This window comes from Rossellomorea pakistanensis (genome assembly GCF_016908495.1).
GTDB classification, from domain to species: Bacteria; Bacillota; Bacilli; order Bacillales; family Bacillaceae_B; genus Rossellomorea; species Rossellomorea pakistanensis.
The window spans coordinates 421,331-435,682 of record NZ_JAFBDZ010000001.1; the positions used below are offsets into that span (position 1 = coordinate 421,331).

At 33.4% G+C, this 14,352-nt stretch carries 11 protein-coding genes; 5 read left to right on the top strand and 6 right to left on the bottom strand.

Annotated elements, in window-relative coordinates; translation table 11 throughout:
- Nucleotides 1–13: 13 nt before the first annotated feature.
- The 5 genes from JOC86_RS02155 to JOC86_RS02170 all read right to left on the bottom strand — a co-directional run bounded on the left by JOC86_RS02155 (nt 14) and on the right by JOC86_RS02170 (nt 4,568).
- The gene (locus JOC86_RS02155) at nt 14–1,438 is read right to left on the bottom strand and encodes a tyrosine-type recombinase/integrase (protein WP_205168131.1); all 1,425 of its coding nucleotides are present in this window, start codon (nt 1,436–1,438) and stop codon (nt 14–16) included.
- A gap of 533 nt (nt 1,439–1,971) precedes the next feature.
- Nucleotides 1,972–2,175 carry a DUF7695 domain-containing protein gene (locus tag JOC86_RS25255; protein WP_419095996.1) on the bottom strand — a complete coding sequence of 68 codons (204 nt, stop codon included), beginning with the start codon at nt 2,173–2,175 and terminating at the stop codon, nt 1,972–1,974.
- Nucleotides 2,176–2,587: 412 nt separating this feature from the next.
- Nucleotides 2,588–3,058: a GNAT family N-acetyltransferase gene (locus tag JOC86_RS02160; RefSeq protein WP_205168132.1), complete on the bottom strand. Its 471-nt coding sequence runs from the start codon at nt 3,056–3,058 to the stop codon at nt 2,588–2,590.
- Nucleotides 3,059–3,082: 24 nt separating this feature from the next.
- The gene (locus JOC86_RS02165; RefSeq protein ID WP_205168133.1) at nt 3,083–3,844 is read right to left on the bottom strand and encodes a class I SAM-dependent methyltransferase; all 762 of its coding nucleotides are present in this window, start codon (nt 3,842–3,844) and stop codon (nt 3,083–3,085) included.
- Between the two features lie 13 nt (nt 3,845–3,857).
- On the bottom strand, nt 3,858–4,568 hold the full coding sequence (locus JOC86_RS02170) for a phosphopantothenoylcysteine decarboxylase domain-containing protein (RefSeq protein WP_205168134.1): 711 nt from the start codon (nt 4,566–4,568) through the stop codon (nt 3,858–3,860).
- A gap of 539 nt (nt 4,569–5,107) precedes the next feature.
- On the opposite strand from JOC86_RS02170, the gene JOC86_RS02175 reads away from it, so the two are divergent.
- The 5 genes from JOC86_RS02175 to JOC86_RS02195 all read left to right on the top strand — a co-directional run bounded on the left by JOC86_RS02175 (nt 5,108) and on the right by JOC86_RS02195 (nt 10,768).
- Nucleotides 5,108–5,656, top strand: coding sequence for a helix-turn-helix domain-containing protein (locus JOC86_RS02175; protein WP_205168135.1), 549 nt, complete (start codon nt 5,108–5,110; stop codon nt 5,654–5,656).
- Nucleotides 5,657–5,699: 43 nt separating this feature from the next.
- A complete protein-coding gene (locus tag JOC86_RS02180; RefSeq protein ID WP_205169981.1) occupies nt 5,700–7,046 on the top strand; it encodes a site-specific integrase in 1,347 nt (448 codons plus the stop codon).
- A gap of 5 nt (nt 7,047–7,051) precedes the next feature.
- Nucleotides 7,052–9,187: a site-specific integrase gene (locus JOC86_RS02185; protein WP_205169982.1), complete on the top strand. Its 2,136-nt coding sequence runs from the start codon at nt 7,052–7,054 to the stop codon at nt 9,185–9,187.
- Nucleotides 9,159–9,629, top strand: coding sequence for a hypothetical protein (locus tag JOC86_RS02190; RefSeq protein ID WP_205168136.1), 471 nt, complete (start codon nt 9,159–9,161; stop codon nt 9,627–9,629). Before JOC86_RS02185 ends, JOC86_RS02190 begins: the two co-directional genes overlap by 29 nt.
- A 101-nt stretch (nt 9,630–9,730) precedes the next feature.
- Nucleotides 9,731–10,768 (top strand): serine hydrolase domain-containing protein, encoded by a 1,038-nt coding sequence (locus JOC86_RS02195; RefSeq protein WP_205168137.1) that lies wholly within the window; start codon nt 9,731–9,733, stop codon nt 10,766–10,768.
- A 387-nt stretch (nt 10,769–11,155) separates the two neighbouring features.
- Here the strand turns inward: JOC86_RS02195 and JOC86_RS02200 are convergent, their stop codons facing one another.
- A complete protein-coding gene (locus JOC86_RS02200; protein WP_205168138.1) occupies nt 11,156–14,329 on the bottom strand; it encodes a DEAD/DEAH box helicase in 3,174 nt (1,057 codons plus the stop codon).
- Nucleotides 14,330–14,352 lie beyond the last annotated feature (23 nt).

The following is a 14,352-nucleotide window of genomic DNA, read 5'->3' on the forward strand; positions in this document are numbered from 1 at the left end:
CATCATAGGGTAATTATCTTTTTGCTGTAAAGAACTCTTGTGCAGTACTTGGTTGATAAAACCCATAAGAAGCCTGCTGCGTTTGCTGTAAATGCATGGGAGCAGGCCCTCCTGCACTTGATTGGAAATGGCTTTGATGCTGGTGAGGCGTATAAGGATAAGCATCTGCCGGATAATATTCTCCCCCTTTTGTGAATATGGGGTTTATTTTATCCGGCATTACTTGTGGTTGTGACATCATTTGCTGCATTTTTGACATGGTATAACGAATCATTTGGTCCTTAAATAAATTTACATAGTACATATTTTTCATCTGTTCTTCAAATGCAACGGGTAACTGTTCATAAATTGTTTCCAGTTGCATAACAACTCCAAATTTCTCTTCCATTTCGAGAGCTGTTTCCAGCACCGTTTCTAATAGAAGCTGAGCCATACGGATTTGTTTCACTTCTCGTGTATCACGTCGAAGATAACGCTCTAATGCACCCAATTCTGTTTTCTTTGAATGTAACAATAGTAACCGAATAGCATTATCCTCTACTCCCATTTCATGAAAAATCGTTGCAATACTATATCGCAATCCATGAGGAGTAAAATATTTATCTGTTTTTCCCTTCTTCTTTTGTTCAGTTTTATGCAGAGATGAATTATTTTCACCATTATTCTCTATATTTACGATCCAGCCTAAATGATTACATATCTTATTTACGATATAATTCATTTGCTTGTTTGCAAAAGCTTTTCCCCGCAGCCCGTACAAGAGGGAATCTTCGGGTAGCATCCCTTTTGTCTGGGCTGAAAAATAAGCTAATACCTTCGGTGGCAATGGGATAAAGCTTTCTCTATTCTTCGAATTAGGAGTTGTTTCTTGTTGATTACTTTCTTGTTTTACTGTTTTGGATTTAGTATATTCAATGCGTATTCCTCCAGCTTCAAAATCAAGTGATCTTACTTTTAATCGAATCAAGTTGGTGGAACGAAGGCCTGTATAGATATCTAATAACATCGGTGCTAAAACGTTTATCCCTTGTGCTTGCAAATCGTGGGCGGCTTTATATACCTGATAAAGTTCTGTAATTGACAAGTCTTTCGATAAGTATTTATCCGCTGTATAATCGGTAATATTTACTGTTAAAAATGGATTACCTTCGATAATTTTTGCGTTATTTAAATGGCGAAATAATGAAGCCATCGTACTTTTTTGTTGTTTCAGGGTATTGGGATTTTTACTAGCATGATCCTTTTTCCACTTCATAGCATACTCATACGTGACATTATCAATGGTTGGTTCTAATCCAATGCTTTTCATATGATCGGAGATAGCCTTAATGTTTCTACGATACGCGTTTTTTGAATTCGAAGACCAATCACTCAATTGTTCTTGCGCCGTGTAGGCAGCTTCTAAGGTACTATTTGTTGTAAGTTTTAATTTATTCATAAATTAGATTCTCCTTTTTTAAAACAAAAAATCCCCAAACTTAATACCATCACCTAACGTGAAATACACGTTTAGCAATGCTAAAAGTTTGGGGATGTCCCTTGTTTATGTTATTTAATTTAAAGATATTTTAACATATTAACATCAAATGTCAATAATTTTATTAATTTGTTATATATTCCTAGTGTTGTATAAATATTTTCATGATTTTCATTTGGAAATTCCCATAGAAATTCACTTCTATTATTTTTGGACAGAAAAAAATTAATACACAGTCCCTTATTTGGAATTACTCGTCTAAATCCTCTTTTTGGATTTTCAAAATCATCATCATTGGAATTATTTGGATTTAAGGATGAAAAGTTAGTTCATCGGCATTTTAACTAAATTTTCTTAGCAAAATAAATACTTTGTTATAAGATGGTTAAAAAGAGCTTTTGTTCCCAGAATTTTTGAAGTAGGTTTATAATTTTTTTAATGCGTTTAGAATTCCTCATATTACTATTTTCTTTCAATAAATAATTAGTAATCTTTCACTCATATTCCGATAAATCTTCAAGATGATCCTCAGCTGGAAAAGAAGGAAAAGAACGTTTAGCATATTCCAGCCCACCATCAACAGCGACTTTGCCGCAACCACATCTTTTATAATCGTACAGACTTTTTGATTCTATTATCTCATTACAATGCTTACATCGTATGATATTCCTTTGTAACTTCTTCTTCAACGCTAACACCCTTTACAAGTATTTTACGATTCCTCTTCTATCTTGATTATTTCATTTACTTCTTCTAATAAAATGTTTAACCTTTTTAATATATCTTCTGGTACGCACCCTTTTATTATGTAGAGCAATCATTCGAGCTTCAAATTTACCACTTATATAAAAGAGGTATTCCTTCTAAATCTTAGCTTATATTTTACGTAATCAACTAACAATCTTTTTGATAAGTGTTAATTAAGATATTTCATAAAATAAGCATTCCATGTATTTGGCAATTAAAAAATGTTGTTTACGTCAGTATGTTTTTTGAATAGAAATCAAGGCTTTATATACAAGTTATGCATAAAATCTTGTATATAAAGCCTTATTTAAAATAAATACTTATTTAATTAAAGCGCCCTTTTGTTGAATAAGGTGGATTGCATTAGTTGGACTTAAAAATGCTAATAAAATAATCTTTTTCAGGAAAATCACCTTGATACTCAAAACCATTATTTAAATAAAAATGTTTTAACTTTTCATTTCCAGCCCAACAATCTAAATAAATCGTCTTATTTACTTTCTTTGCAAAAGAACAAGCAAATTCTGTTATTACAGATCCAAATTTATTCCCTTGGTATTCAGGAAGAATGGCAATTTGATACAAATATTTACTTTTAGAATCAATTGCTAATTCACTTAAACAATCTATTTCTTTTATGCCAAAAGTACCTAGTATTTCAGAGTCAATTAATAATACATATAAATAGTTATTCTGTATTTCGCTTATAATTTTATTGGTATCCCAAGGATAATCCCATTGGTTAATCCCCTTTTTTTGTAAATCTAAAGTAACCTTATTTAACACATTAAGCACTTGTTGCAGATCGTTTAACTTAGCTAATTTAATTTGCATCTATTTTTTACTCCTAAGAAAACTCTACATCTTTCTGGAAAAACAAAACATTTCTGCAAAATCATTTACTATAGTTTTGTCAGGATTATTTTTAACATCATATCTCATTTTCTCTAACCCTTCTTGATAATCCTGATCATCAATCAGAGTTAATATGGATATGTCTCTATTTTCTGCATATCCTAGATAATCAGATACTCTAACTTTTTCTAAGCGATATTCAATCTGCATATTCACTTTAAACCCTCTTATCGAAAGCTCATTAAAAATAACTTCCTTTTCCCAAAATCTTTTTAAATCTTCATAATAAGCTGTTGGGAAGTAATGATACACCCACCATTTTTTCATATCATGTATAGTGATATTATGTAGTTTATACACGCCATTTTTCTTTAAAACACGATAAACTTCATCAAGAGCTGCTTCTTTATTTATAAAGTGATGAAAAGCATAGTTATTTGAGATATAATCAAATTTCTCATCTTCGTAGGGCATATCTTCAACTAGACCGTGAACCAAAGAAACATCCTCTAATTTTTCCTTTGCCTTTTTTAGCATGTCTTCCGAAGCATCAAGCCCATGCCAATCAATATCAAAGTTATCAAAATATTTTTTTTGGTTATCAAGATAAATACCTGTTCCACAAGCTAAGTCTAAAACCTGATACATTGTTTTAGGATTATTATCAATATATTCCTTTAAATCGTTATCAAATTGAACTTCGTCTAATCTATATTGGTTTTTCTCATATTTGTTGGCAATCTTTGAGTAATCAGTGACTTTCATATGTTTATACCTCCTATTTTGATGATTTTGTATGAAATAATTCTTTTTGTAAAAGCAATTGATCAATAAATTGTACAATTTTTTTGGCTGTTTCTTCTTTACTAGGACACTCATAAATTTCATGATTATGATTGATAATATAATGCGGTGCCATAGTCGAATATAAAGATTTAGATGAATTCGCTACCATAAAATCAGCATCAGAGGTATTCATTCTTAGTTTTGCTCTGTCTAAAAGCGTTGCTTTATCTGCATTACTTTCGAGTTTAAAGCCCACTAATATTACATTTTGATTCCATTCTTTAATTTGCTTTAAAACCTTTGGGGCTTTTTTAAAATGAATGATCGGTGGGTTATCGCTCGATATTTTCCCTTGCTGTGATAAAACTTTCCCATCTTGACCAATCATTTTATCTACTATCCAATCAGATCCAGCAGCAGCCATAATTACCACATCTACTTTTTTATTTGAAATAATATTCTTCATCTTTTCTTGGAGATCAATTATTCCTTCAAAACTTTCTAACTTTAATCTTTGTGAATCTTTAGTATTCGGTTTAGCTGCGAAATATCCATGTAGGTATGTAACATTTGCTCCTTTTGATAATACTTCTTCAGCAATCATTTTTCCTATTGTACCTTTAGCTAAGTTTGTATGGCCACGAACGTTATCCCATTTTTCTAGACAGCCTCCACTAGTGATTAGCACATTTTTATTTAACATTACAGTCCCACCTTAAAACAACAAATATAATAGTATTTTACCACAATAAACCAAACTCCTACTTTAACTCAATTACCTTTGTTATCTTATTCCACAAAATGGCCCTTTAGTGGAATAAGTAACTCTTACCAAGTCTGCATAAAAATTAGTACCTATACAATATCTTTACGTTTTATAATTCATAATTCTTTATAAACATACTGCCAAAACATTAAATGCAAGAAACACATTCCATCTGTATAGCCTCTAACATAACCCACTAACAGAAAAGAGTGCGATAATACTATGTAATATTAAGGATAAGTGATTGTACCTTTTTATAGGAATAGTATATATTTGTCTTTAATGTCACACATAATATAAATATTTAAGTACATCACTTATATACAGTGGTGTACTTAAATATTTAATAGACCTCTAAATGACCTCATTTACTACCACAACAACGCATTAAAGTTAAATATTTACAACTACACCAGTGTTGCACTATAATGAGAACGTACATTCCTAAAACATACATTCTTATAAGGGGTGTTGTAATGACGAAGATATATTCAGTAAAAGAAGTAGCTGAAATTCTCGGAAAGCACGAGGAAACAATAAAACGGTGGCTTCGCTCAGGTAAATTACCTAATTCATTTAGAAATAGTAATAAAGAAGGATGGAAAATTCCTGAAATTGACTTATTAAATTTAACAAATCATCTTGTTCCCGTCAGTACAATCGATCAGCCCGAAGTAGAACCTGATGTTAATGAAACAGAGTTAGTTACACTAGCCTACGAAGCTGTTACTCTTACTTCTCCTACCGAGAATATTTTATCAGTTCTTACTATTATAGGAATTAAACGAACGTTGGAGATACTCCTAATAATGCAACAATCTGCAACAAAAATTAAAAATCCTGACGGATTTATTAAAAAAGCAGTTCGTGAGAACTGGAGTCCCACTTCTGTTCCTACAAAGTTACCTAAAAAGCAAAGTCAAAGATTATATGAATTATCGCAGCAGGACATCAGTATTGCTACTAATTCTTATAATGAGCCTTATAAAAGAAAGGTTCCTTTTTATAATTGGCTTGAAGACTAGAATGTGATTAAAAACATAAATAGGGTGATTGTGCATGACTCTTATGGCTAAATATCAATATTATTATCGACCTAAAGGAATTAAAAGCCGTTATGAATTAATGGTTTTTTATTGTGAAAGTCAACCTTTTCTACCTTTAACAGACTATTATCACGATTGCATAGGAAGGAATAATAAAAGTACAGCCCTAACGTATTTGAACTGTCTTCTTCCCTTCTTTAGTTGGTTAGATCAGTCAAGTAATTATCAGGGGAAACGGGTACAGTGGGATCAACCACCTGAAGCCATACGAGTTGCTGCTGAAGATTATCTTAGGCAGGAGATGGGATGTAAAGTTCGAGAAAACGAAACATTTAAGTTTGTGAACAGGACAAACAGAAGCCCTAAGACCGTCAGTTTATTTCTTTCAGCTTTAAAATCATTCTATAAATCCCTGATTCAACTAAAACAGTATAAGTATTCCAATCCCTTAATCGATTCTTATGCAATATTAGATAATTATAAAAGTAGTACCGAAGGTGTAAGAAAGGATAAACCTCGTATGCCTTCAGAAGCAGGAACTGAAGATGCAATACCACATAGAAGGATGACTGATTCCTATTTCAAGTTAATCAATGAAGAGTGGCAGCCAGAAATTATTGATGACCCTTATCTTCCCTTTCGGATATATAAAGCAGGGAAAAAGGTGAACTGGTCATTACGAGAAGTTGTTATAGCACGTATGTTGTTTGAAACAGGAGCAAGAGTATCAGAGGTAATTGAGTTAACTATTGGTGATTATCGCTCACGGAAGTCTTATCAAGAAGTTAGTACTTTTAATAAAGGTAGTCATGGTAAAAAAGTTAAATTTCTGCGTTTCAGTAAAGATACTGTTAAGTTGCTAATGAAATATTTAAACACAGAGCGAAAACATTTTGACAAATTAAATTGTGGTTTTGAAAATCTACCAAACGAAGCCCCTATGTTTCTTACAGAATTAGGAACACCTTTCTTATATGAATCTTGGTATTATCACTGGAGCAGAGCAATCAAAGTGTCAGGTATTAAGCTGAATCCTCATAAAACAAGACACTGGTTTGTTACTACTAGGTTACGCGAAATATACAATACTTCTAAAACTGAAGCTGAGATTAATCAAAAGAAAATGGAGTTAATTAAGTATATACATTGGAAAGACAAAAATACTATTGACGTATATGAACATTATTTTGATGAAGAAAAACATAGAAAATCACATGACCAAATGCTCGAAAACATGGCAAAAAGGGAAACAGAATACCTACAACAAAAAAGTGAAAAAAAGCTAAAACAAGGTTCTTTTGTTTTTGATAATAAAGAAAAAATAATAATAGATTCAGAAATACAGGAACTTTTAGATGGATTGGAATGATTGGAATGAAAAGTGAGTCACAAAAACCAAAGTCTCCTTTTTACTTAAATTTGAAGGAGAAAGTAGATGAAAATATCCTTCTAATACAAGATGCAAGGGGTGACTTTTTATTAGATAAGTTGCATGAGCAATCAATTAAATATTTTTTGAATTACTGTTTAAATAAACCTTGGACAAACCATCTTTTTCTAGGAATTCTTGCTGAAACTGAAAAGAATTTAGATGTACAAACAACATATCAAAGTATTAAAAACATAAACAGAAGATTGATCGATATTTTTAATAATTATAGATTAGAAGATATGTTGGACTTCGATGTTAATATCCACCTATACAATTACCTAAAGGCCTCTATTTTCCCAGAGCATTCTAGCAATATGCGATCTATATTTTTTAGCCATTATAAACGAGTCTCCTATGAATCCAGTAAGTGGATAAAATTAAAGTGTAATCAAGAGCAGCAAGGATATTTTGAGAAATTTTTAATCCCTTTACCGTATTTTACTTCTAGAGATTTCTCTTTTTCAAAAGATGCGACAGAACAAGCTCATAAAACTCGTAAAAGCGAAACTGATGCTGTCGTTCCTCTTCTACCCCAAATTAGGGCGGAAGCGCACTTTCGATGGAATCAAATCAAAAGGATTAGAGAAGCCTTTTTAAAGGCATTTGAACAGGTCAAACATGGAAAAGCTGAATTACCATTGGAAATTCAATATAACGAGCCTGCGCGTATTGGAGAGCGCTTTACTTTTCGATTATGGGATAAGCCATCGTTTGTTATATACCATAAGGACAAGTTTTCTGACTCAATTGTAAAAGCAGCCATAAACCATACTGGAACATACTCTGATGATAATAATCACTATTTTCTCGAATTTTTAGGTGCAGAACGGGTTGAAGATGATGACATAGGAGAAGGATTGTGGTTCAGAGAAATAATACAAAAAAATTTAATAGGTCTCTGGTATCGAAATATCTCAAGTGAAGAATTAGAACAGAAACGACAACTTCTTCTTTCATGGGGATATGGTGAAAAAGGTTCAACTAGTTTGCCCTATCCTTTTCATTCTCAGCATAAAGCAATTTTATTTCAAAGTACTACGGTTTCTAACTTTAAAAACAAATCAGGACGTGTTCTGTTTGATATTGAACCACTGTATGTTGCAACCACCTTTGGTTTGTTAGCCTTAGATGTTTTTACTACAACAGGCGCAAGATTAAATGAATTGTTGCAGATTAGTAATACAAAGGAATGCATACGTGCTATTAAAGTAAACAAACAAACGAAATTTTCCTTCTATGTTATACCAAAAGGTCGTGACAAAGTAGAACCATACTACATAAGTGATCAAACAATGAAATTAATACAAAGCGTCGCTAAAATGCTTCGCGAACATTACAGCAGCAATAAGATTCCAAGTGTACAATACCGTGATGTTCGAAGTCACTTATTTCCTGAACCGAAACCTTATTTTTTTCAATACAATTACAAAGCATTAAAACGGTACACTATCGATTCATGTCTCCACTTCCTATTACATGGATTGATATTGGAAACACAAGAAGGAATTCCTGTCATAATAAAATCACATTTACTTCGTCATGCATTTGCTACAGAAGCAGCGCAACGGCAAAAAATTCCCATTGAAATAGTAGCAAAGATGTTACATCAGCGTGATGTGGATGTAACAGGGTATTATTCTGAACCAACCTCAAGCCAAGTTGTCCAGACAGTCAGTGATTTACATGATGTTATTTCAGATTATGTTGATTTGGATGAGGCTATCCTCAGAAGCCCTAAAGAGCTTCAGGACCAATGGGTAGAATACCAAGAAAAGGTTGGGATATTTAATAATGTGTTGGGGGGAATTTGTGTAGAGGACGCTGTATGCCCTATTAAAATGCAGTGTTTAGGTTGTAGAGCAAAAATTCCACAACCTGAGAAGAAACATCAGCTTTATGAAGTCATCGAGTTATCCAAAGATATGGAAAAAAGATACTCTTTAATGGGGTTAGATGTAGAGGTTAAAAAAGCAAAGGCAATGCGCAAACACGCTCGTAATGAGTTAAAGGAAATTGAACTGATTGAAAAATACAGGGAGGAACAAAATTATGAGCCACACATCCGATTCCAAAAATGAACGTGCTTGGCTTAAATATAGTCATCATAAGCGAAGTAATCGTTCTCTTGAACTTGGTGAACAAGCTATTAATTTATTGATTAAAAAAGGTAGCCCTATCACTCTTACAACAATAGCTGAGCAATCAAAAAAAATTGATACTGAAGGTAAAGGGATTCACCCTAACACAATCCGCACAAACGAGCAACTATACGAGTATTATAAGCAACACAGTAAAACTTATAAACAAAAAAATAGAAAAAGTAATACTCTCAATAGCTCTGTAACTTTAGAGGATATTAAATTTCATAAAATTAAACCAAACCGTAATCTTAAAAATTTAGAAAGGAAATATATGAAATTATCTAAAAAAGAGATAGTCGAAAGGCTAATTCTTGCAGAACAATATATCGCTGAAAATAATACTAAATGGGTTGCTAACTATTTTGAAGCTTTCAAGTAAGTGTAAAAGACAAAAACATTATGTACGCTATAAAAAAAGGATAAATACCCCGAAAATCGAATTAATATTGTTATAGACTAAGCGAGTGGAGGCACTATATCATGTTTCTCACAAATAAACCAAATCATAATTTTTCTTCTGTGTTAAATCATGTTAATAACACCTATAACCAAGTAATTTGTTCAGGAGCTTCAGTTATTGTAATACATAATGACTCCATTGTTTTAGAAGAATATATCGGGAAACAATCCAACAAAAATGACGCAAGAATAGTAAAGGCGGATACTCAATTTCACGTAGCTTCAGTAAGAAAAAGCTATATTGGCTTTGCTGTCGCATATGCTGTGTATTACGGTTACATAGAAAACATAGATGACCCAGTATTGAAGTATCTACCAGAATTTGACCAGACTAGTTGGAAGGACACAACTATCAGGCATTTATTAACTCATACGCACGGCTTACATCAAAAGGAGAAAACTGTTTTTCGTGAGTATCCTGCTGGGCAAAACTGGACATACCGTCAGGTTGGCATTGATGCTTTGACTCAGATTGTAAAGAAGACTACTTCAAAAACAGTATCCGATATTATTCACGAGCTGGTATTTAATCCTTTATGTTTCTATGAATCGAATTGGTATGCACACAAACACGAGAAACTAGTGGATGTAATCCTTAGATATAATGGAGATGGGGATTGGAAAACAAGTGATAGCACTGAAGGCGACAAAATGAATATGTATGTATCGACACGTGAATTAGCCTATTGGGGTTATTTACATCTCAAACAAGGAAAGATAGATGGAAAACAAATCGTTCCAAAAGAGATTATACAATTGGCTACATCGGTACAAAGCCCAACAGCGATAGATCAAGACTTACCGCAAAATGGTTTCTTATGGTTTGTAAAAGATTTACCTGCTAAGAAATCAGAGATAGGTGCAGGAGTTCCAAAAGGGTCATACCAGATTCTGGGTTATACAGGTGTTACTTTGTTGGTAATCCCACAAGAAAACTTGGTAGCAGTTCGTATGTTTAATAGTTTTGGTTCACCTGAAGGATATGATTATCTATCAGATGTTAGGTCTTTCGGAGACACTGTAATGAATTGTGTACAAAATATATCAATTGAAGTATGACCGTTTCACATTGTATCAAGTGTAAGTTGAGCTTCAGCGCATCATTTAGGCATCTTTTAACTTCTCCCGCAGATTTTGTAATATCCCACTTAAACTACTGTAGGGTTTTAGTACTACAACCACAAATTTTGTTGTTGTAGTAAATAAGGTCATTTGTAGTGCAAAAAAAGGATAGGTTGAGCATATATTTACCAAGCTAACCTGTCCTTCTTATTTTACTATTAAAATGTGTGACATTAAATGATATCACTTTATTATCAACACTGAATGAAATTTACTTGACTTTTAATAAAATGATAATTTTCGCACTCTCAAAACTCCTGAAAGATTACTGGATTCAAAAATCTCCTAGAACTGAACTATGAGATTTTATATACTGTTGCAAATTTATAAAAGTTTACAAGATTTCTCTAATCGTATTTCTTCTTGTATTTCCCCATTTGCTAATACATAAATATAAACAAATGGTTCAATTCCAACATAATCATCATAATTAATAGTTCCTAAAAGATTTGACAAGGAGTCCGTAACAATAATAAAACGCGTTTCATCCTTTGTACCTTGACTAGTAAAATCAACAAGACCAAAAGCATTTCTCTTTTGGATATTGATTCTTCCATTTTTGTATTCATATTCTTTAACCTTTTGAAATACATCATCTGGGATTACTCTGCCTGTCTGTACTGTATACTCTAGGACCAATTGGGCAATTCGTTTAATTGGTTGTAATTGTATGCTGCGCTCTCGTTCTATGTCGTCTAATCGCTCACGGCTCCGTTCCTCTAGGTCTTCAATTTGTGTATAAGTTTGATTAATTAAAGCGCTATTTTTATTATCCAAATTAGTTTGCTCATATTGAAAAAGACGATTTTGAAGAGTAGTCATTTGTTCATCAAAAGATTTTCGTAAGTACAAACTCTTTTTATTAACATAATCATCTCTCTTCATTTGGACCCCTTGCAAAAGCCTACGTGCTGACATTATAGCCTCTCTTTTGAAAGATGTATCTTCTATACCATTTGTGTCTATCACTTCAAATGGCTCAGTAAATAAGCAGTACGGATCGATTTGTATCCATTCACCTGATTCACGTTTTCCTAAAAGCATAAGAGAACGTTCTAATTCTCTTCCTGTTCCATCTACTATACTAACTTGATCTAATTCAACAGTAACTCGTTCATTTACATTTGCTTTAACATGACAAACAGGAATGGAAATTTGCTGAATTTCACTTCCTCCTAATTCTAAAGCTAGTTTATAAAGTGGGTGATCATTTTGTAATATCGGTGTTTCTTCTGTTTCTTTCCGAGGGTTTAATGTAAAGCGAATCGATTCATCCGTTTTTAATAAGATCCGTCGTTTTTTTGCTAATTCGCGGACGTTTTTTGGAAAACGGTCAATTCTCCCTATTGTCCCATCAGATGAAACATGAAGACGGATTCGTGTTTCTTCAAACTGTGTTACTACAAATTCACCATACACTCTTGATGGTAGACTATTGATGGAAATCTCTTGGTATGCTCTCCGCATTCCGGGTAAGTCAAAGCTTTGCTCATCCATCCTCTCTTGCTTAGCTAATTCTAATAACCTTTTATGCTCATCTGAGAGAGTTTTTTCCATATGTGCAATGAGTTCATCTAAGTTTTCCCTACCACTTACCGCTTGCTCCATTAAATCTGACAAATCCACACCTTGTTCCTTTAATACATCACCAATAAAGTCATATACTAGCTCTTGTCCTAAGTCATTTCGCATCTGTTCCATCTTCTCAAGTAGAGTAACCAATACATCTCCTTCGCGTGTATTGGATGCCACTAAGTTAAAAATGAATACTTCATTTTTTTGTCCTATACGATGGATACGGCCCATCCGTTGTTCGAGTCGATTGGGATTCCACGGTATATCATAATTAATCATTTGGTTACAAAACTGCAAGTTGATGGATTCTCCACCAGCGTCAGTAGCCAGCATAATTTGCAGTTCATTACGAAACTTTTCTACCTCTATGCGTCTCTGGTCCATCGGGAAATTCCCTACTATTTTAGCTACCTCTGGTACATGAGTCAGTAATTTCTTTTCTAAGTAATACAGTGTATCCTTTGATTCAGTAAAAATTAATATCTTTTCATTTTTTGCTAACAGTCCGTTTCTTCCAAATAAAGTTTGCTCTAGTTCAATATATTTCCTTTCTACATCTTGCTGACGGATCCAATTTGCTTTTTCAACTAAACGGCCCAGCACATCAATTTCTAGCTGTAATTCTTCTAAATTAAGAGTATCTGTTTCCCCTTCTAGCTGCATTTCCAACTCTTCTTGTACATCTATTGAGAGGTCTTCGAAGTCTTCAGTATCAACTTGTTGAGTTTGTTGCTGATTATTTAAAACAGCCTCAAGTTTCTCTTTTCGACGTACTAATGAAAGATAAATGGCATCCAATGAAGAACTTAACCGACGTTGAAGAATCATCATTGCAAAAGCTACATTTGGTTTATTATTTTGTTTTGCCCGATTAAAATGTTCTCGAACATACTCAGTAACTTCTTCGTACAGCTCCTGCTCTTCAATGCTTAATTCAAAAGAAATTGTTTTAGTGGTACGCTTAGGGAAGAGCGGTGTACCATCGAAATTTACCATTGACTCTTTTAAACGGCGAATCACAAAAGGATTACTTTTCTCATACATGGATTCCCCACTATTTAGACGGGAAAAGATGTCATGATCAACCAAACTCATTAAATGGCGAAAGTTCTCCTTATCCCCTTTATGCGGTGTTGCTGTGAGCAGCAAACAATGCTCTGTATGCCTCAATAAAGTTTCACCCAATTGATACATCTTTGTACGCTGAATCTTTTTCTTTTTTACTCCATGCGTATAAGCTGCCATTTTATGAGCTTCATCCACGATGACAAGATCAAATTGCGATTTTAAGATGAGAGATTTTATTTCTTCTCTTGATGCCCAGTATACGGAAGCGATCACTTTATCATAGGCTTCAAATGGATTAATTTCATTCGAATGATTTAAAAGAGAACGAGTGACAATCGTAAAATTCTCTCCGAACTTTTCCTTTAACTCTTCTTGCCATTGTTTTAACACTAATGGTGGGACGAGAATGAGAATCCGTTCCGCGCTTTGTCTTGCTAACAGCTCACGAATGAGCATTCCAGACATAATGGTTTTACCCGCCCCCGGGTCATCCGCCAACAAATAGCGAACTTGTGGTGATTGCAACATCCGACTATACACAGCTTCAATCTGGTGCGGCAGAGGAATAATCTTCTTATTTCCTCTTGCTCTTGATTGTGAGTATCTCTCTTCTGTTTTCAAAATGTAATATTGTAAATAATGCTGTAGGCGTTCTGGATTAAAGTTAGAATCCTCCCGCTGAATCTTTTCCAATTGTTCCAACTGAAACTGCTCAAGGTATCGATCATAATACTTGTTTGTATTCCTACCGATCGATTCAACCAAATAAATATCCTCATCGATTAGCTCACAATTTCTGATTTCTACAATTTCTGGCCAAAAAGGACCTTTTATAATTTCTCCGACCTTTAACAACGATTAACCCCTCTCTACGGAAA